Below are 17,681 nucleotides of genomic sequence, written 5' to 3'. Positions count from 1 at the left end.
ATGTCCGCACGCGACGACGCCCGTCTGGTCCTGCTCCGGCACGGCGAAACCACCTGGTCCAGCCAGCGGCGCCACACCGGCCGCACCGATCTGCCGCTCACCGAGCGCGGTGAGGAGCAGGCGCGCGCCGCGGGCGGGCTACTCGGCGAGCTGAAGCTGCGCGACCCGCTGGTGCTCACCAGTCCGCGTCAACGCGCGGTGCGCACGGCGGCGCTCGCTGGGCTGACCGATACCGTCGTCGACGACGATCTTGCCGAATGGGATTACGGCGACTACGAGGGGCAGACCTCCGTCGAGATCCGTGCGCACGATCCCGGCTGGACCATCTGGACCGGAGTCGCGCCGGGCGGCGAGACGGCCGCACAGGTCAGTGCGCGCGCCGATCGGGTGCTGGCATCGGTCGAACCCATACTGGCGGACCGGGATATCGTGCTGGTCGGCCACGGTCATTTCTCCCGGGCGCTGATCGCCCGCTGGGCCGAGCTCGATATCCGGGAGGGGCGGCGCTTCGCCATGTCGACCGCCGCGATCACCGTGCTCGGTTACGAACACGACGACCGAACCATCCTGGCGCACAACCTAGTTCCCGCAAACCATGGAGCCGCACTATGACCCGCACCGCCCAGGTTCGACGCGCCACCCCCGCCGATGTACCCGCCATAGTCGGCCTGGTCGAGGATCTCGCCGAGTACGAGAAGTCCCGCGCGGAGTGCACGCTCACCGCCGAGCAACTCGACACCGCGCTGTTCGGCCCGTCGCCCGCGGTTTTCGCCCATGTCGTCGAAGACGAAACCGGTGTGGTCGGCTGCGCGATCTGGTTCCTGAACTACTCCACCTGGACCGGCGTACACGGCATTTACCTGGAGGACCTGTACGTCGAACCGGAGACCCGCGGCAAGGGTTACGGCAAGGCGCTGCTGGCGGCCCTCGCCGAGGAGGCCGCCGCCAAGGGCTACAGCCGGGTCGACTGGGCCGTGCTGACCTGGAATACGCCCGCCATCGAGTTCTACAAATCCGTCGACGCCGAACCGCAGGACGAATGGGTCGGCTACCGGCTCACCGGTGCGGCCATCGATAAGCTCGCCGCCGAAGCCTGGTGAGCGCGTGAGGGTTACCGCACCCACGGATTGGCCGACCACCGCGGACGAGGCCATGGCGATCCAGGATGCGTTGCGGCCATTGGTGATTACGACCGGACCGCATCCACCGCATTTCCGCACCGTCGCCGGACTCGATTCCGCCTACGACGACGAAACCGGCATCGCCGCCGCAGCCGCCGTCGTATTGGACAGTGCCACACTGGATCCCGTCGATACCGCGGTAGCGCACGGCCCGGTCACCTTCCCTTACGTGCCGGGCCTGCTGTCCTTCCGTGAACTGCCGATAGCCCTCACCGCACTCGAAAAGCTCAGTACCACACCGGATCTGCTGATCTGCGATGGCCAGGGACTCGCCCATCCGCGCCGCTTCGGCTTGGCCTGCCACGTCGGAATCCTCACGGGCACACCGACGATCGGCGTGGCCAAGACACCGTGGGGCGACTACGCCGAGCCCGGTCCGGAGCGCGGCGCAGTCAGCGATATCGCGATGGACGGCGAAGTTGTCGGGCGCGCGCTGCGCACGCGGCGCGGCGTCAAACCGGTCTTCGTCTCGATCGGACATCTCATCGACCTGGACACCGCATGCACCCAGGTGCTCGCGCTCACCCCGCGCTACCGTCAGCCGGAAACCACCCGCCGGGCCGATCACCTGTGCCGTCAGGCACTGCGCGCAGTCACCGCCTGATCCCGGTTACTTCGATTCCGGTTCGATCCCGTACACCTCGGCCATCCAGCGATTCGACGCGGGCGCGAACAAGAACACCAGCGCGCCCACCACGACCAGGCCGAGCAGCGCGCCGAGCACCGGTTGATGCGAATCGGTCAGCAACGACCAGGTCACCGGAAGCAGCAGCACCTGTGCGATCACGGCGATGGCACGCCCCCATCGGTGCCCGAGAAAAAGTCCGATCCCTGCCGCGAGCACCGCGCCGCCGAGAATCCCGAACCACGCGGCAGTGCCGTATCCGCTCGCGGCGCTCTGATCGTATCCGAGCAGGCCACGCACGATCAGCACGATCGCCACGACCACGGCCGCCGCTCCCTCCAGCGCGACCAATCCGCCCGCACCGCGCACCGTCGCGGGCACACCCGCCGAAACCTCGTCTTTGCCGCTGTCCGCCACGTGGCCAAGCCTAGAACGCACTCGGCGGCTGTTCGGACCTGGCCGTGCGCCGATTAGGCTGCCGAAGGTGCGGACGTTGCTGATCGTGAATCCGAATGCCACCTCGACTACGCCGGCGACGCGGGACCTGCTGGCGCACGCGTTGGAGAGCCGGACTCAGCTGACCGTCGCGCATACCCAGCACCGTGGCCACGCGGCGGAATTGGCGCAGTGGGCAGCAACCAACGAGATGGACCTGATCGTCGTGCACGGCGGCGATGGGACGGTCAACGAGACGATCAACGGCTATCTGCCGCTGCCCCAGGTCGACGACGGACAGGCCTGGCTGCCGCGCCTCGGCGTGATTCCGGGCGGCTCGGCGAATGTGTTCGCGCGTGCCCTCGGCATCTCCCCGGATCCGGTGACCGCAACCAACCAGCTCATTGATCTGCTCACCCTCGACCACGACCGCAAAATCGGGCTCGGCCTCGCCGATGACCGCTGGTTCGGCTTCAGCGCCGGTGTCGGCCTCGACGCCGATGTCTGCGAAGCGATCGACAACAGCCGCGCCAACGGCCATGCCGCCACCCCCGGCCGCTACGTTCGCACCACTGTCCGACAGTTTTTCAAGTCGAAGCGCAAGGAGCCTCGCGTCCGGATCGAGATCCCGGGATTCGACCCGATCAGTGAGGTCCATTACGCCTTCGTAACGAACGCCAGCCCGTGGACCTACCTGAACGCCACCCCGGTGCACACCAACCCCGGTACCGCCTTCGAAACCGGTCTCGGCGTGTTTGCCGTGCGGTCGATGTCGGTGATCTCCACCCTGCTGCTCGCCGGGCAGCTTCTCGCGGCCAATGGAAATCCCAAGTCCCGCAACCTATTTCGTGAGGACGATGTGCCGTCCGTGCACATCGAGGCCAGCGAGCCGATCGGCCTGCAAATCGATGGCGACTTTATCGGAAAACGCAACATGGTGGATTTCACAGCCGTGCCCGACGTGCTCGAGGTCGTTGCCCCCCGCCCGAAATGAGCACGAAACGCGGGAAAAAAACTCGGTGTTGTGCTGCGAAAACCGGGTAGAGCGAGTACAAAGGACCGGGCAGGTTCCCCAAGGGGTTCCTTGACAGCGTGAGCTTCCCCACGGTGCACCGGATACCTATTGACATCTACGGTGTTCGTGAAAGCATTCACAAGCAACCGTGCGGAAACATTCGAGTCGCACAAGTGAACGATCCACAAACCGTAGGCGCCGCCCTTTGCGGCGCCCAGCAAAGGAGCAGAGGAATGGACTGGCGCCACAAGGCCATCTGTCGCGATGAGGACCCCGAACTGTTCTTCCCGGTGGGTAACAGTGGTCCGGCGCTCGCGCAGATTGCCGATGCCAAGCTGGTCTGCGCTCGCTGCCCCGTCACCGCTGACTGCCTGTCCTGGGCCCTGAAGTCCGGGCAGGATGCCGGCGTGTGGGGTGGTATGAGCGAGGACGAGCGTCGCGCGCTCAAGCGTCGCAACGCCCGCACGCGCACCCGCACCGTCGTCTAGTAGGACGACCAGCGTTACCGGACCTCTCAGCCCGGCCCGGTAACGCAATCAAGCCCGGCACTCAGGTGCCGGGCTATTTTGTGCCTGTGTTGAATTGCGGCGCCGCGTGTTCGCGGCTCTGTTTTTGGCCGCGTGGCCGCGGCGTGTTCGCGGCCCCCTGGTGTCTCGCGTCCGAGCCGTCGAGACTCGCGACTTCGTCGCATCGCTTCGACGGCTCGGACGCGAGACGGGCCGCGAACGGTCGCTCGCAAAACTCGCTCCGTGGTGGTCGGTGATGGCGGATCGTTCGGCACCGGATGCGCGCGTCGGGTGCGAGGCTCGCGACTTCGTCGCATCGCTTCGACGGCTCGGACGCGAGACGGGCCGCGAACGGTCGCTCGCAAAACTCGCTCCGTGGTGGTTGGTGATGGGGGATCGTTCAGCACTGGATGCGCGCGTCGGGTGCGAGGCTCGCGACTTCGTCGCATCGCTTCGACGGCTCGGACGCGAGACGGGCCGCGAACGGTCGCTCGTAGGACTCGCTCCGTGGTGGTCAGTTATGGCGTGAAAGCTGAGTTTTATTGCTTGTCAGGCAAATTCGACTCAGCGGCCTGAGCGGCGGCCCAATGGGACTCGCAGCACGGCGTCGGTGCCGATGTCGGCGCCTGGGTGTAAACCGATGGAGCCGCCGAGTTCGGCGGTGACCAGAGTGCGCACGATCTGCAGGCCGAGGCGGTCGGAGGATTCCAGGCTGAAACCCGGCGGCAGGCCGCGGCCGTCATCGCTGATGATCACGTCCAGCCAGCGCGCCGAACGCTCGGAACGGATTGTCACCGTGCCGTTTTCGCCGGAATCGAAGGCGTGCTCGATGGCGTTCTGCACAAGTTCGGTGAGCACCATCACCAGCGGGGTGGCACGTTCGGCGGAGAACACGCCGAGCGAACCCGCCCGGCGCACTTTGATTCTCGCGGTGTGCACGGTCGCGACATCGGCCATGATCGGCAACAGCCGGTCCACGACTTCGTCGAGATCGACCTCTTCGTCCACCGACATCGACAGCATCTCGTGCACCGAGGCGATCGAGGTGACCCGGCGCACCGATTCGGTCAGCGCGACCTGCGCCTCCTCGTTCTCGGTTCGGCGCGCCTGCAACCGCAACAGCGCGGCGACGGTCTGCAGATTGTTCTTCACCCGGTGATGGATCTCACGGATGGTCGCGTCCTTGCTGAGCAGCGCGCGGTCGCGGCGCTTGACCTCGGTGACGTCGCGGACCAGCACCGCGGCCCCGGCCAGTTCCCCGTGCGGGCGCAGCACCAGGGTGCGCAGCAGCACAGTGGCGCCGCGCGCCTCGACCTCCATGCGACGCCCGGTGCGTCCAGCCAGGGCGGCCTGGATATCGCCGACGACCTCCTGGGCGTCGAACGGATCGGTGATCAGCGACCGGGTGGTGACGGCCAGATCCTGACCGGCCAGATCCGACTGCAGCCCCATCCGGTGATACGCCGACAGCGCATTCGGGCTGGCGTAGACGACGATGCCCTCGGTATCGAGCCGGATGAAGCCGTCGCCCGCACGCGGACTGGAGTGCGTCGCGGCGCGGTCCTCGATGGTCGGGAAGGTGCCGTCGGCGATCATCTGGCACAGATCGTCGGCGCAGGCGACATAGGCGATCTCCAGCGTGCTGCGCACGCGCGAGCGCTGCAGATCGGTATCGCGGCTGAGCACCGCGATGACATCGTCGCCGCAGCGCACCGGAATGGCCTCGCGGATGGCGTGCACCGGATGCGGATGGTAGACACCCTCGGCCTCGATATCACTGTCCGCGCGCACGATCTTGCCGGTCATCAGCGCGTCGAACACCTGCGGATGATCGGTCTGCAACGCCGTTCCGCCGACCCGGTCCTCCGGATGGACAGTGGGCGCGGTCGTCGGGCGACACTGTGCCACGCAGACGATATCGGCACCGTCGACGATCGGTCCCGCACCTACCCACAGCAGCAGATCCGCGAAGGACAGATCGGCGAGCAGTTGCCAATCGCCGACCACCCGCTGCAGATGGTCCACGGCGACGCCGGGTAGGTCGGTGTGTTCGGCCAGCAGCTCACTCAGTGTCGCCATTTTCGATCTACCCGCTTCAGAAGTTAAGAGATGACGGCGATCAGGTGCCCGGCCTTGATCGCATCGCCCTCTTCGACGCCGATCGAGGTCACCGTGCCACCGCTCTCGGCGAGCACCGGAATCTCCATTTTCATAGACTCGAGGATCACCAGGGTGTCGCCCTCGTGTACCTCGTCACCCTCGGCAACGACAACCTGCTGCACGACCGATACCAGCTCCGAGAGCACTTCCTCCGCCATGACACCTCATCCGCTCGTTCGCCAGTATCCGCTGAAACTACAGCCAACCACACATGAAAGAATGGCCTTCGATCAGAAGGGAGACTACCTATGGGTAAGCGTGGTCGTAAGAAGCGCAGCCGCAAGGGAAGCGCGGCCAACCACGGCAAGCGTCCTAACGCCTGAGCCGTAACAGACGAAAAACACCGAGGGCCATGATCTTCCGTAGGCACTCGGTGTTTTTTCTGTTCCGGAACTACTCGGTGGTCTCGACCCGCGTGACCGTGACGGATCGGCGGATTTCCAGACTCAGCCGATCGCGCAGTGAATCCGGCGCCCGATCGCCGCCGCACTTGCGGCTCAGCAGGCTCTTGACCTTCTCCTCGATGCCGTAGGCCTCGATGCACGGTGAGCAGTGATCCATGTGGTGCTGCAACCGGGCCCGGGTGGCATCGTCACATTCACCGTCGAGCATGAGCCAGACGTCGGCGAGCACAGCCGTGCAGTCCAACTCCATATCAGGGTCACGCTCCGTCACGACTGCACCTCGCTGGCGCTCGGTTCCGTCGCACCGGAAGGTGCTGTGCCGTTGATTCGCTCGCTACGCTCGCTCATGCCTGCTTGACCTCCTGGCGTTCCGCGCCGTTGCGGTTGAATCCACGTTCGCGCGCCACATCGGCGAGCAATCCTTTGAGCTGCTTGCGGCCACGATGCAGCCGGGACATCACCGTACCGATGGGGGTACCCATGATGTCGGCGATTTCCTTATATGGGAAACCCTCGACATCCGCGTAGTACACCGCCATCCGGAACTCCTCCGGCAGCTCCTGCAGTGCGGCCTTGATGTCGTCGTCCGGCAGCGCGTCCAGTGCCTCCACCTCGGCCGAACGCAGCCCGGTCGAAGTGTGCTCGGCGGTGGCGGCGAGCTGCCAGTCGGTGATCTCGTCGGTCGGATACTGCGCGGGCTGGCGTTGCTTCTTGCGGTAGGAGTTGATGTAGGTGTTGGTCAGGATCCGGTAGAGCCAGGCACGCAGATTGGTGCCCTCCTTGAAGGATTTGAAGCCCTGGAACGCCTTGACGTAGGTCTCCTGCACCAAATCCTCGGCATCGGCCGGATTCCGGGTCATGCGCAGCGCGGCACCGTAGAGCTGGTCGAGCAGCGGGAGCGCATCACGCTCGAATCGCTGCACCAGCTCGGTATCGTCGACCGAGGCGCCGACCGCACCGTCGGTCACCACGTCATCGTCGCTCGTCACACCAATCCCTTCGATCGCCGTACCTGCCAAATCTACAGGCGTGACCAGATCGAGTGAGAACTGAGAGTCCCCCGCGGCGCTCTCGACGCGCCCGGAGGCGGTAGCGGAGCGTAACCACGTAGGGCGCCGGGAGCGCCGCCAATCGGACTCCAGCGACGTCACCGGACGTTCTTCGAGCAGAACCGGCACCGACCTCTCCTTCACGTCGTACAACCGCCGCGCGGCTTCCGTATCGCATGCAACATGTCCGCGCGCGCCGGTGTTCCCATAGCGAACTCCCGCACCGAAAAACGCGTTGCGGACCGCCATTAGGGTGACCGGCATGGCAGGAGCCTCGACCCCGGCGATCCGCACTCTGGCCAAGGCCGGTGTGGCCCACCGCGTGCACGCGTACAAGCACGATCCGCGTGCCGACTCCTACGGCACCGAGGCGGTCGACGCACTCGCCGCCGAGGTCGGGGTGACGGCGGCGCAGATCTTCAAAACGCTGGTGATCGAATTGTCGACCGGCGCGTTCGCGGTCGCGGTGCTACCGGTGCCGAATACCTTGTCGCTCAAGGCGGCTGCCGCGGCGCTCGGTGCGCCCAGGGCGGCCATGGCGGATAAGGCGAAGGCCGAGCGAATCACCGGTTACATACTCGGCGGCATCTCCCCGCTCGGCCAGCGCAAGCTGCTGCCCACCGTGGTCGATGCCTCGGCATTGGCCTGGGACCGTATGCTCTGCAGCGCGGGAAGGCGCGGATTGGAGATCGAATTGGCACCGGCGGACCTGGTCCGACTCACCGATGCAGTAACCGCACCAGTCACATCCGGATAAATCCGCATCACGTCGGCAACATTTGTGCGTTACTGAACGGGCCCAGATCGTCCGACTCGAGGATGTGATGCGAAATGTCCGCGCGCCAGCGATTGTGCAGCACCGTGATCGTCACTCTGTTCGGAGTTCTCCTGCTCGCCAACGGCCCGGTCGCGCTGCTAGCGCCCACGGCCACCGCCGCACCTGGCAGCCCCCTGGTGATCGACGTCAACGACTTTCCGTTCGACGAGCATGTCGTCGACGACGGGCCGAAGAACAACAACCCGACGAAGGATGAGAAGGCCGACAAGGCCGAGAAGTTGGGCGGCGGCGTCGCGGGCAAGGTCATCGACCTGGGCGGCGGCGTGGCTCGCAAAGTCATCGACCTGGGCGGCGGTATCGCCAAGTGCGTGCTGAATATCGTGACGAACAGCGTGAAGTGCCAGCTCTGAGTCGATGAACGGCGGGCCGAGCGATCACAGCAAGCTGATCTGCCCGGCCTTTTCCGTACCGGCCCGAGAGTCCAACGGCGCCAACAACTCAGGACCGTTATTGCGCACACTGTTGACCAGCGACGAAACCGGACGCGCCACAATGCCCGCCACCGATTCCTCGGTTGGCGTCCCGAGCAGCGTGGCCGGCGCCGGATGATCCGGATCCAGCCAGGCCGCCCAATTCTCTTGCGGCATGGGCAGCGGCATCCGATCGTGGATCCGCGTGAGCTCACCGACGGCGTCGGTGGTCAGGATGGTGCACGACAGCAGCGGTTCGCTCTCCTGTTGCGAACGGTCCCGCCACACCGACCACAATCCGGCCATATACAGCCGTGAGCCATCGGCATTCGCCATGAAGTACGGATGTTTCGCGACCTTGCCCTTGGTCCCGGCATCCGGTTCGACCAACCACTCGTACCAGCCGTCCATCGGAACCAGACAGCGGCGATACTTCACCGCATCGCGGAACGACGGCGTGGTCGCTGCCTTGTCGGCGCGGGCATTGAACAGCGGTTTGCCCTTGACCGGCACGCCGGGTTCGGCGGCCTTGGTCCAGACCGGGATCAGGCCCCAGCGCATCCGCCGGACGCGCAACCTGGGGTCGTCGTCGGGGTGGCCGTGCTCATGGCGCTCCACCACGGTCAGCACCTGGGTGGTCGGTGCCACGTTGTAGTTGGCGGCACCGCCGTTGTCAGCGGCCGGCGTCTCGTCGATGGCGTCCAGTTCGGCGGCGAGCCGACCGGGATCGGTAGTTGTCGCATATCTGCCGCACATATCTCGATACTTGCACGCGGCGCCGACAGACTCGGGAAGAATTGACCGGAGGGGTGACCTGGTGAGAGTTGTGGCATAGCATCATCTCAGAGAATGGTCGTTAACTTATCTCGGCAAGAGGAGAGACCAACCGTGACAACCATCGAGACCACCCCAGCGGCGCCACAGACGGCGCTGACATCGGTCGATCCGGCCACCGGAGAGGTCATAGCCACCCACACCATCGCGGAAGCGGACGCGGTGCGCGCCGCCGTCGCCACGGCCCGTACCGCCGCCGCCACCTGGGGCGCACTGAGCTTCGACGTACGGCGCAAACATCTGCTGCGCTGGTCGAGCCGGTTGGTCGCGGACGCCGCGGAGTTCACCGCGCTCATCCACAAGGAGAACGGCAAACCACTCGACGACGCGTTCCTCGAGTTGATGCTCGCGCTCGAGCACATCGCCTGGGCGGCCAAGAACGCCAAGAAGGTGCTGTCGCCGAAGAAGATCTTCCCCGGCGCGTTGATGGCGAACTTCTCCGCGCGATTGGAGCAGCGTCCGCTCGGTGTCATCGGTGTGATCGGCCCGTGGAACTATCCGGTCTACACCCCGAACGGCTCCATAGCCTATGCCCTGGCCGCGGGCAATACCGTCGTCTTCAAACCGAGCGAATTCTCCACCGGCATCGGCAATTTCCTCTCCGACGCGTTCAAGAAGGCCAATCCGGAGCTGCCCGAGGGCGTCTTCGAGACGGTCAATGGTTACGGCGCGACAGGCGCAGCGCTGGTTCAGGCGGGGGTGGACAAGATCGCGTTCACCGGCTCCACCGCGACCGGCAAGAAGATCATGGCCGCGGCCGCCGAATCGCTGACCCCGGTGCTGCTGGAATGCGGCGGTAAGGATGCGGTGATCGTCGCGGGCGATGCCGATGTGAAGGCCGCCGCCGATGCGGTCGCCTGGGGCGCCACCGCCAACAGTGGCCAGACCTGCGCCGGTGTGGAGCGGGTTTACGTGGACCGCTCGGTGCGCGACGAATTCGTCGCCGAGGTCGAGCGCATTCTGAAGGACATCAAGCCGGGCTCGGACGCCGATGCTTCCTACGGTCCGATGACCATGCCCAGCCAGATCGATATCGTGCGTCGCCATATCGATGACGCGCTGAAGAACGGCGGCACCGCGGTGCTCGGCGGGCCGGAGTCGGTCAAGGGTCCGTTCATCGAGCCGGTCGTGCTGCTCGATGTGGACGAGAACTCCGAGGCAGTGGCCGAGGAGACCTTCGGCCCGACCGTCACCATTCGCACGGTGGACGGCGTCGACGAAGCGGTCGAGCTGGCGAACAAGTCCAAATACGGCCTGTCCTCAGCGGTCTACTCGAAGAAGAACGGCCTGGAGATCGCGCGCAGGCTGCGCGTCGGCGCGACCTCGGTGAACTCCGTACTCGCCTTCGCCGCCATCGCCGGGCTGCCGTTCGGCGGTGTCGGCGATTCCGGAATCGGGCGCATCCACGGCGAGCCCGGCCTGCGCGAATTCGCCCGGCCACATTCGATCGCGGTGCAGCGCTTCGCGATTCCCGGCATGGCACTGCTCAGCTACTCGCGTACCCAGTCCACCATGAAGCTGCTGCGTCGCATGGTCCCGATCCTGCACGGACGCCACAAGTAGGTTGGCCCCGAGCTCGCATGTCGGGCGAGCCCCGCACACTGCCGACTCACAACGGAGCGAGTCTACGACCGACCGTTCACGGCCCGCCTCACCTCCGAGAGACCGAAACGAACGCACCACACCCGCAGGACTCGACCATCCGTCACGTACCTCGGATGCCGAACGCTCCACCATCACCAACCACCACGGAGCTGTGTCCCACGAGCGACCGTTCGCGGCCCGTCTCGCGTCCGAGCCGTCGAAGCGCATGCGCCGGAGGCGGGCCCCCGACCGTCCGGCGCATACGCATCACTGCCGAACGATCCGCTGTTGGTGACCCCATCGGAGCGAGTCTTAGGAGCGACCCGTTCGCGGCCCATCTCACGTCCGAGCCGTCGAAGCGCATGCGCCGGAGGCGGGGCCCCCGACCGTCCGGCGCGTACGCATCGCTGCCGAACGATCCGCTGTTGGTGACCCCATCGGAGCGAGTCTTAGGAGCGACCCGTTCGCGGCTCGTCTCGCGTCCGAGCCGCGGAAGCACATGTGCCGCACGCACGGGATTCGACCATCCGATGCGAGTGCATCAGGTGCTGAACGATCCGCCGTCACCAACCACCACGGAGCGAGTCCTACGAGCGACCGTTCGCGGCCCGTCTCGCGTCCGAGCCGCGGAAGCACATGTGCCGCACGCACGGGATTCGACCATCCGATGCGAGTGCATCAGGTGCTGAACGATCCGCCGTCACCAACCACCACGGAGCGAGTCCTACGAGCGACCGTTCGCGGCCCGTCTCGCGTCCGAGCCGTCGAAGCGATGCGCCGCAGGCGCGAGTCTCGACGGCTCGGACGCGAGACACCAGGGGGCCGCGAACACGCAGCGCCGAAGGCGCTGCCAATAAACACAGCCCAGCCCGTGTGTCCGGTGACGCGATGGGCGAAGATGGACGGGTGAGTTTCTGGCCAGCGCCCCATGTCGATGTCCCCGTGCACGCGACCGTGACCCTGCCCGGATCGAAATCGATCACGAATCGGGCCCTGATCCTGGCCGCACTCGCCGAGGGTCCCTCAACAATTTCCGGCGCGTTGCGCAGCCGCGACACCGAACTCATGATCGGTGCGCTGTGCGCATTGGGCGCACGGATCGAGGGCGACGCGGACACGCTGACCGTGACACCCGCGCCGCTGCACGGCGGCACCGTCGACTGCGGCCTGGCCGGCACCGTCATGCGGTTCCTGCCCCCGGTCGCGGCCCTGGCCACCGGCGATGTCGCCTTCGACGGTGACGAGCAGGCCCGGGTTCGTCCACTCGGCACCATTCTGGAAGCACTGCGCCGGATCGGCGCGGAAATCGAGGGTGACGCACTGCCGTTCACGGTGCACGGCAAGGGTGCGCTGCGCGGCGGCGCGGTCACCATCGATGCCTCCGGATCGTCCCAGTTCGTCTCCGGACTGCTGCTGTCGGCGGCCCGGTTCGAGGAGGGCATCGTGGTGCACCACGACGGCAAGGCACTGCCCTCGATGCCGCATATCGAGATGACGGTGGAGATGCTGCGGCGCGCCGAGGTCGCCGTCGATGCCCCGGCCGACAGCCGCAAGGCCCAGACCTGGACCGTCGCACCCGGGCCGATCCGCGCGGTGAACTGGGATGTGGAGCCGGATCTGTCCAATGCCACGCCCTTCCTGGCCGCGGCCGCCGTCACCGGTGGCGAGGTCCGCATCCCGCACTGGCCGCGCCTGACCACCCAGCCCGGTGATGTGATCCGGGAGATCCTGGTTCGGATGGGCGCCGACGTCACCCGGTTCGACGGTGTGCTGACCGTGCGCGGCCCGGAGCGCCTTGCCGGTATCGATATCGATCTGCACGATGTCGGCGAGTTGACCCCGACCGTGGCCGCCCTTGCGGCACTTGCGGATTCAACGTCCAGGCTGCGCGGTATCGCCCATCTGCGCGGCCACGAGACCGATCGGCTCGCGGCCCTGTCCACCGAGATCAACCGGCTCGGCGGCAATGTCACCGAGACCGAGGACGGACTCGAGATCACCCCGGCCCCGCTGCGCGGCGGCAACTGGCATTCCTATGCCGACCACCGAATGGCAACGGCCGGTGCGATTCTCGGACTCCGGGTGCCCGGCGTGGCGATCGAGGATATCGGCACCACGGCCAAGACGCTGCCCGGATTCGTCGGCCTGTGGGAGCAGATGCTCGATCCCACGCTCACCGATCAGGGAGCGGCCCGCTGAGAAGACGCGATTACGACGAGTCGGATGTCCGGGTGCGCCCGGGCAAATCGTCTCGTCCACGCACGAAAACCCGTCCGCAGCACAATGATGCGGAAGCGGCCATGGTCGTTTCGGTGGACCGCGGTCGCTGGGGTTGCGTGCTCGGCGGCGATCCGGACAAGCTGATCGTCGCCATGCGGGCCAGGGAACTGGGTCGCACCCCGATCGTCGTCGGCGATCAGGTCGACGTGGTCGGCGATCTGTCCGGCAGACCCGATACCCTGGCCCGCATCGTCCGCGTCGGGGAACGCCGAACCGTCCTGCGCCGCACCGCCGATGACACCGATCCGTTCGAACGGATCGTCGTCGGCAATGCCGAACAGCTGTTCATCGTGGTCGCCCTCGCCGATCCGCCGCCGCGCACCGGTTTCGTCGAACGCGCCATGGTCGCCGCGTATGCCGGCGGCCTGCAACCGATTCTGTGCCTGACCAAACACGATCTGGCCGCCGAATCCGAATTCGCCGCAGCCTTCGACGATCTCGACCTCACCATCATCTACGGCGGTATCGACGACCCGAGCGAACCGGTCCTCGATCTGCTCACCGACCGACTCACCGCCTTCATCGGCCACTCCGGCGTCGGCAAATCGACGCTGGTGAATCGCCTTGTGCCCGATGCCGATCGCGCGGTCGGCGAGGTCTCCGGCGTGGGCAAGGGCAAACACACCTCAACCCAATCCGTCGCCCTACCGCTCCCGCAGGGCGGCTGGGTCATCGACACACCCGGTGTCCGTTCCTTCGGACTGGCACACATCACGCCCGACGATGTCATCGCCGCCTTCACCGATCTGGCCGCCGCCATCGAGGATTGCCCCCGCGGCTGCACCCATCTCGGTCCCCCGGCGGACCCTGAATGCGCGCTGGATGCCTTGCCCGGCAAGGAGCGCCGCGTCGCCGCGATCCGCCTGCTGCTGACCGCGCTGAACTCCAACGAATCCTGGTAGTCTGTGCCCATCGAATCCTGGTAGTCAGTGCCCGTCGGCCTGTTCAGGCGCGAAGGGCCACTCCTCGAATCGGTCGCACAGACCGTTGGAGTCGAACCGCACTACCCACAGATCCCGCCAGCGCGACAGCGTGTCCCACCGATATTCCACGCTCACCCGCACCACGGCGGTCGAATCCTCTACCGCGACAACCTCGGCTGCCATCGTGAACGCCTCGTCCGGCCCACTGCGCTCGGCCTCCCAGAACACCTCGAGCGGTTCGAGACCGACGATCGGATCCGCCCACGGCGACACCAGATACTCGACGTCGCGGGTGAACAGGTCCCTGAGCATCGCGGTACCCGACGCACGCCAGGCCCGTTCATAACCACCGACCCATTTCTCGACAGCGTCCCGGTCCACGCCTCGTAAGCTACTCCGCCACACCACCCCTCGTCGCCGTTAGCGACTGCTTGCAGGTCGCTCGAAAAGATCAGCTTCACCGACGACGAAGGCGCCCATGGACTCGAAGTCCATGGGCGCCTTCGTGATCGAATCAGTGCCGACGACGCGTCTTCGGTGCGCGCTTCGGCTTGGCCTGCGCGCGGGCCGCCTCGCGGCGTTCACGGCGAGTGCCGCCGTCGCCGTACTCCTCGGCGTCACTGTGCACCGCGGCGTGGCCGCCCTCGTCCGGACCCGAATAGTGGAAGCCGTTATTGGCCCGGGAATCGCCGATCCCCTTGGCACGCAACGCCGCGGGTGCACCATTGCCGACCGGCGCCTCCTGGGTCGGCAGTGGACGCGGCGCGGTGGCGCCGACCGGTGAGCGCAGGCCACGATCGACCGCGACGCCCTCGGGCTGCGGCTGCTGCACCTCGACCTGCAGGTTGAACAGGAAGCCGGCGGACTCCTCCTTCAGGCCCTCGAGCATCGCGGCGAACATGTCGAAGCCCTCGCGCTGGTATTCGACCAGCGGATCGCGCTGCGCCATGGCACGCAGGCCGATGCCCTCCTTGAGGTAATCCATCTCGTAGAGGTGCTCGCGCCACTTGCGGTCCAGCACCGAAAGCAGTACCTGGCGTTCGAGATTGCGCATCGAACCCTCGCCTGCCAGACCGTCGATCTGCTGTTCGCGCTTCTCGTAGGCGTCGTGCGCGTCTTCGAGCAGCGATTCGAGCAGTTCGTCCTTGGTCAGATCGCCCGCCTCGCCGACACCGGTCTCACCGGTCAGCTCCTTGTAGTCCAGGCTCACCGGGTACAGCGTCTTCAGCGCGGTCCACAGCTTGTCCAGATCCCAGTCCTCGACGTAGCCCTCGGCGGTGGCGCCGTCGACATAGGCGCTGACCACATCGGTGATCATCTCCTGGACCTGGCCCTCCATGTCCTCACCACGCAGGATCCGGTTGCGCTCGCCGTAGATGACGGTGCGCTGCTGGTTCATCACCTCGTCGTACTTGAGCACGTTCTTGCGGATCTCGAAGTTCTGCTGCTCGACCTGGGTCTGCGCGCTCTTGATGGCCTTGGAGACCATCTTCGCCTCGATCGGCACGTCGTCGGGCAGGTTGAGCCTGGTCATGATGGCCTCGAGCGCGGCGCCGTTGAAGCGCCGCATCAACTCGTCACCCAGCGACAGGTAGAACCGGGACTCACCCGGGTCACCCTGACGGCCGGAACGACCACGCAGCTGGTTATCGATACGCCGCGATTCGTGGCGCTCGGTGCCGAGCACGTACAGACCACCGGCATCGCGCACCGCGTCGGCATCCTCGGCGGTCTGCTCCTTGACCCGCTCCAGCGTCGGCAACCACGCGGCCTGGTACTCCTCCGGCGTCTCCACCGGATCCAGACCCTCCTTGCGCAGGATGATGTCGGTGATGATGTCCGGGTTACCGCCGAGCACGACGTCGGTACCACGACCGGCCATATTCGTCGCGACCGTGACCGCGCCCGGGCGACCGGCCTCGGCGATGATCTCGGCTTCCTTCTCGTGGAACTTCGCGTTCAGCACGTTGTGCGCTATGCCGCGCTTGGTGAACTGCTTGGACAGGTACTCCGAGCGCTCGACGCTGGTGGTACCGATCAGCACCGGCTGGCCCTTCTCGTGCCGTTCGGTGACATCGTCGACCACGGCCGAGAACTTGGCCTCTTCGGTCTTGTAGATCAGATCGGACTGGTCCGCACGGACCATCGGCTTGTTCGTCGGAATCGGGACCACGCCGAGGCTGTAGATCTGGTGCAGCTCGGCGGCCTCGGTTTCGGCGGTACCGGTCATACCGGAAAGCCTGTCGTAGAGGCGGAAGTAGTTCTGCAGCGTGATGGTGGCCAGGGTCTGGTTCTCCGGCTGGATCTCGACGCCTTCCTTGGCCTCGATCGCCTGATGCATGCCCTCGTTGTAGCGGCGCCCGACCAGGATGCGGCCGGTGAACTCGTCGACGATGATGACCTCGCCGTCGCGGACGATGTAGTCCTTGTCCCGGTGGTAGAGCTCCTTGGCCTTGATGGCGTTGTTCAGGTAGCTCACCAGTGGCGAATTGGCCGCCTCATAGAGGTTGTCGATGCCGAGCTGATCCTCGACGAACTCCACGCCCGCCTCGTGCACACCGATGGTGCGCTTCTTGATGTCGACCTCGTAGTGCAGGTCCTTCTTCAACAGCGGTGCGATGCGGGCGAATTCGGCGTACCACTTCGAGGAGGCGTCGGCCGGGCCCGAGATGATCAGCGGGGTGCGGGCCTCGTCGATGAGGATGGAGTCGACCTCGTCGACCACGGCGAAGTTGTGCCCGCGCTGGACCAGATCGTCCAGCGAGTGGGTCATATTGTCACGCAGGTAATCGAAACCGAATTCGTTGTTGGTGCCGTAGGTGATGTCGGAGTTGTAGGACTCGCGACGCTCGGCCGGGGTCATACCGGACAGGATCACGCCGACGCTCAGCCCGAGGAAGCGGTGCACGCGGCCCATCCACTCGGCATCGCGCTTGGCCAGGTAGTCGTTGACCGTGACGACGTGCACGCCGTCGCCGGAGATCGCGTTGAGGTAGGCGGGCAGCACACAGGTCAGGGTCTTGCCCTCACCGGTCTTCATCTCGGCGATATTGCCGAGGTGCAGCGCCGCGCCCCCCATGATCTGCACCTTGTAGTGCTTCTGGTTCAACACCCGCCAGGACGCCTCACGGGCCACCGCGAACGCCTCCAGGAGCAGATCGTCCAGCGTTTCGCCGTCGGCGTAGCGGTCCCTGAATTCGTCGGTCTTGGCACGCAGCTCGTGGTCGGTGAGCTCCTCGATCTCGGGCCCGAGCGCGAGGACCTCTTCCGCGAGGTGGGCGAGCCGCTTGACCGTGCGTCCCTCACCAATCCGTAGCAACCTCGTCAGTGTCAGCGCAGGCACGGGTCTCGTCAGTCCTCTGGTCGGTGTGTCAAATGTTCGGCCGTCACCCGGGGCGGGCAGTGTGCACACGGCCCCCGCCGAGCACGGCGGAATC

19 protein-coding genes are annotated in these 17,681 nt (G+C 66.1%); 11 read left to right on the top strand and 8 right to left on the bottom strand.

Annotated elements, in window-relative coordinates; translation table 11 throughout:
• The 3 genes from ACQPXH_RS08145 to ACQPXH_RS08135 are packed head-to-tail and all read left to right on the top strand — an operon-like array spanning window position 1 to window position 1,785.
• The gene (locus ACQPXH_RS08145) at window positions 1-612 is read left to right on the top strand and encodes an acid phosphatase (RefSeq protein ID WP_433601672.1); all 612 of its coding nucleotides are present in this window, start codon (window positions 1-3) and stop codon (window positions 610-612) included.
• Window positions 609-1,100 carry an N-acetyltransferase family protein gene (locus tag ACQPXH_RS08140; RefSeq protein ID WP_433601671.1) on the top strand — a complete coding sequence of 164 codons (492 nt, stop codon included), beginning with the start codon at window positions 609-611 and terminating at the stop codon, window positions 1,098-1,100. Before ACQPXH_RS08145 ends, ACQPXH_RS08140 begins: the two co-directional genes overlap by 4 nt.
• Window positions 1,101-1,104: 4 nt before the next feature.
• The gene (locus tag ACQPXH_RS08135; protein ID WP_433601670.1) at window positions 1,105-1,785 is read left to right on the top strand and encodes an endonuclease V; all 681 of its coding nucleotides are present in this window, start codon (window positions 1,105-1,107) and stop codon (window positions 1,783-1,785) included.
• A 6-nt stretch (window positions 1,786-1,791) separates the two neighbouring features.
• Here the strand turns inward: ACQPXH_RS08135 and ACQPXH_RS08130 are convergent, their stop codons facing one another.
• Entirely contained in the window at window positions 1,792-2,223 is a 432-nt protein-coding gene (locus tag ACQPXH_RS08130; RefSeq protein WP_433601669.1) for a hypothetical protein, read from the bottom strand.
• 67 nt (window positions 2,224-2,290) lie between these two features.
• Here ACQPXH_RS08130 and ACQPXH_RS08125 point away from each other — a divergent pair, with 67 nt between their 5' ends.
• Both ACQPXH_RS08125 and ACQPXH_RS08120 read left to right on the top strand, forming a co-directional pair.
• Window positions 2,291-3,235, top strand: coding sequence for a diacylglycerol/lipid kinase family protein (locus ACQPXH_RS08125; protein WP_433601668.1), 945 nt, complete (start codon window positions 2,291-2,293; stop codon window positions 3,233-3,235).
• A 254-nt stretch (window positions 3,236-3,489) separates the two neighbouring features.
• Window positions 3,490-3,744 (top strand): WhiB family transcriptional regulator, encoded by a 255-nt coding sequence (locus ACQPXH_RS08120; RefSeq protein WP_011211115.1) that lies wholly within the window; start codon window positions 3,490-3,492, stop codon window positions 3,742-3,744.
• 582 nt (window positions 3,745-4,326) lie between these two features.
• Here the strand turns inward: ACQPXH_RS08120 and ACQPXH_RS08115 are convergent.
• Window positions 4,327-5,841 carry a sensor histidine kinase gene (locus ACQPXH_RS08115; RefSeq protein WP_433601667.1) on the bottom strand — a complete coding sequence of 505 codons (1,515 nt, stop codon included), beginning with the start codon at window positions 5,839-5,841 and terminating at the stop codon, window positions 4,327-4,329.
• Between the two features lie 23 nt (window positions 5,842-5,864).
• On the bottom strand, window positions 5,865-6,080 hold the full coding sequence (locus tag ACQPXH_RS08110) for a biotin/lipoyl-binding carrier protein (RefSeq protein WP_433601666.1): 216 nt from the start codon (window positions 6,078-6,080) through the stop codon (window positions 5,865-5,867).
• A gap of 90 nt (window positions 6,081-6,170) precedes the next feature.
• On the opposite strand from ACQPXH_RS08110, the gene ACQPXH_RS08105 reads away from it, so the two are divergent.
• The gene (locus ACQPXH_RS08105) at window positions 6,171-6,245 is read left to right on the top strand and encodes a 50S ribosomal protein bL37 (protein WP_095887907.1); all 75 of its coding nucleotides are present in this window, start codon (window positions 6,171-6,173) and stop codon (window positions 6,243-6,245) included.
• A 70-nt stretch (window positions 6,246-6,315) separates the two neighbouring features.
• On the opposite strand, the gene rsrA is transcribed toward ACQPXH_RS08105, so the two are convergent.
• A complete protein-coding gene (rsrA, locus tag ACQPXH_RS08100; protein WP_433601665.1) occupies window positions 6,316-6,597 on the bottom strand; it encodes a mycothiol system anti-sigma-R factor in 282 nt (93 codons plus the stop codon).
• 73 nt (window positions 6,598-6,670) lie between these two features.
• Window positions 6,671-7,315: a sigma-70 family RNA polymerase sigma factor gene (locus tag ACQPXH_RS08095; protein WP_433601664.1), complete on the bottom strand. Its 645-nt coding sequence runs from the start codon at window positions 7,313-7,315 to the stop codon at window positions 6,671-6,673.
• Between the two features lie 322 nt (window positions 7,316-7,637).
• Here ACQPXH_RS08095 and ybaK point away from each other — a divergent pair, with 322 nt between their 5' ends.
• A complete protein-coding gene (gene ybaK / locus ACQPXH_RS08090) occupies window positions 7,638-8,132 on the top strand; it encodes a Cys-tRNA(Pro) deacylase (RefSeq protein WP_433601663.1) in 495 nt (164 codons plus the stop codon).
• Between the two features lie 74 nt (window positions 8,133-8,206).
• On the top strand, window positions 8,207-8,563 hold the full coding sequence (locus tag ACQPXH_RS08085) for a hypothetical protein (RefSeq protein WP_433601662.1): 357 nt from the start codon (window positions 8,207-8,209) through the stop codon (window positions 8,561-8,563).
• 24 nt (window positions 8,564-8,587) lie between these two features.
• On the opposite strand, the gene ACQPXH_RS08080 is transcribed toward ACQPXH_RS08085, so the two are convergent.
• A complete protein-coding gene (locus ACQPXH_RS08080) occupies window positions 8,588-9,379 on the bottom strand; it encodes an SOS response-associated peptidase (RefSeq protein ID WP_433601661.1) in 792 nt (263 codons plus the stop codon).
• 93 nt (window positions 9,380-9,472) lie between these two features.
• Here ACQPXH_RS08080 and ACQPXH_RS08075 point away from each other — a divergent pair, with 93 nt between their 5' ends.
• The 3 genes from ACQPXH_RS08075 (at window position 9,473) to rsgA (ending at window position 14,223) form a co-directional block, all read left to right on the top strand.
• On the top strand, window positions 9,473-11,020 hold the full coding sequence (locus tag ACQPXH_RS08075) for an aldehyde dehydrogenase family protein (RefSeq protein ID WP_433601660.1): 1,548 nt from the start codon (window positions 9,473-9,475) through the stop codon (window positions 11,018-11,020).
• A 909-nt stretch (window positions 11,021-11,929) separates the two neighbouring features.
• Complete coding sequence (gene aroA / locus ACQPXH_RS08070; protein ID WP_433601659.1) at window positions 11,930-13,240, top strand: 3-phosphoshikimate 1-carboxyvinyltransferase; 1,311 nt, start codon at window positions 11,930-11,932, stop codon at window positions 13,238-13,240.
• Window positions 13,237-14,223, top strand: a complete 987-nt coding sequence (gene rsgA / locus ACQPXH_RS08065) for a ribosome small subunit-dependent GTPase A (protein WP_433603370.1) — start codon at window positions 13,237-13,239, stop codon at window positions 14,221-14,223. The genes aroA and rsgA overlap by 4 nt, the downstream gene beginning before the upstream one ends.
• A 24-nt stretch (window positions 14,224-14,247) precedes the next feature.
• Here the strand turns inward: rsgA and ACQPXH_RS08060 are convergent, their stop codons facing one another.
• Window positions 14,248-14,625, bottom strand: a complete 378-nt coding sequence (locus ACQPXH_RS08060; protein ID WP_433601658.1) for a nuclear transport factor 2 family protein — start codon at window positions 14,623-14,625, stop codon at window positions 14,248-14,250.
• Window positions 14,626-14,758: 133 nt separating this feature from the next.
• Window positions 14,759-17,587: a preprotein translocase subunit SecA gene (gene secA, locus ACQPXH_RS08055; protein WP_433601657.1), complete on the bottom strand. Its 2,829-nt coding sequence runs from the start codon at window positions 17,585-17,587 to the stop codon at window positions 14,759-14,761.
• Window positions 17,588-17,681 lie beyond the last annotated feature (94 nt).

The sequence above is a fragment of the Nocardia sp. CA-135953 genome, assembly GCF_050955735.1.
In the GTDB taxonomy this organism is placed as follows: Bacteria; Actinomycetota; Actinomycetes; order Mycobacteriales; family Mycobacteriaceae; genus Nocardia.
Note: the sequence above shows the minus strand (reverse complement) of the source record. Positions and strands in the feature narration are given on the sequence as shown.

Excerpts from the sequence above, each read along its gene's own strand:
- ACQPXH_RS08145 (WP_433601672.1), top strand. The coding sequence starts at position 1 with ATGTCCGCACGCGACGACGCCCGTCTGGTCCTGCTCCGGCACGGCGAA.
- ACQPXH_RS08140 (WP_433601671.1), top strand. The coding sequence starts at position 609 with ATGACCCGCACCGCCCAGGTTCGACGCGCCACCCCCGCCGATGTACCC.
- ACQPXH_RS08120 (WP_011211115.1), top strand. The coding sequence starts at position 3,490 with ATGGACTGGCGCCACAAGGCCATCTGTCGCGATGAGGACCCCGAACTG.
- ACQPXH_RS08115 (WP_433601667.1), bottom strand. The coding sequence starts at position 5,841 with ATGGCGACACTGAGTGAGCTGCTGGCCGAACACACCGACCTACCCGGC.
- ACQPXH_RS08110 (WP_433601666.1), bottom strand. The coding sequence starts at position 6,080 with ATGGCGGAGGAAGTGCTCTCGGAGCTGGTATCGGTCGTGCAGCAGGTT.
- ybaK (WP_433601663.1), top strand. The coding sequence starts at position 7,638 with ATGGCAGGAGCCTCGACCCCGGCGATCCGCACTCTGGCCAAGGCCGGT.
- ACQPXH_RS08085 (WP_433601662.1), top strand. The coding sequence starts at position 8,207 with ATGTCCGCGCGCCAGCGATTGTGCAGCACCGTGATCGTCACTCTGTTC.
- ACQPXH_RS08080 (WP_433601661.1), bottom strand. The coding sequence starts at position 9,379 with ATGTGCGGCAGATATGCGACAACTACCGATCCCGGTCGGCTCGCCGCC.
- ACQPXH_RS08075 (WP_433601660.1), top strand. The coding sequence starts at position 9,473 with ATGGTCGTTAACTTATCTCGGCAAGAGGAGAGACCAACCGTGACAACC.
- aroA (WP_433601659.1), top strand. The coding sequence starts at position 11,930 with ATGGGCGAAGATGGACGGGTGAGTTTCTGGCCAGCGCCCCATGTCGAT.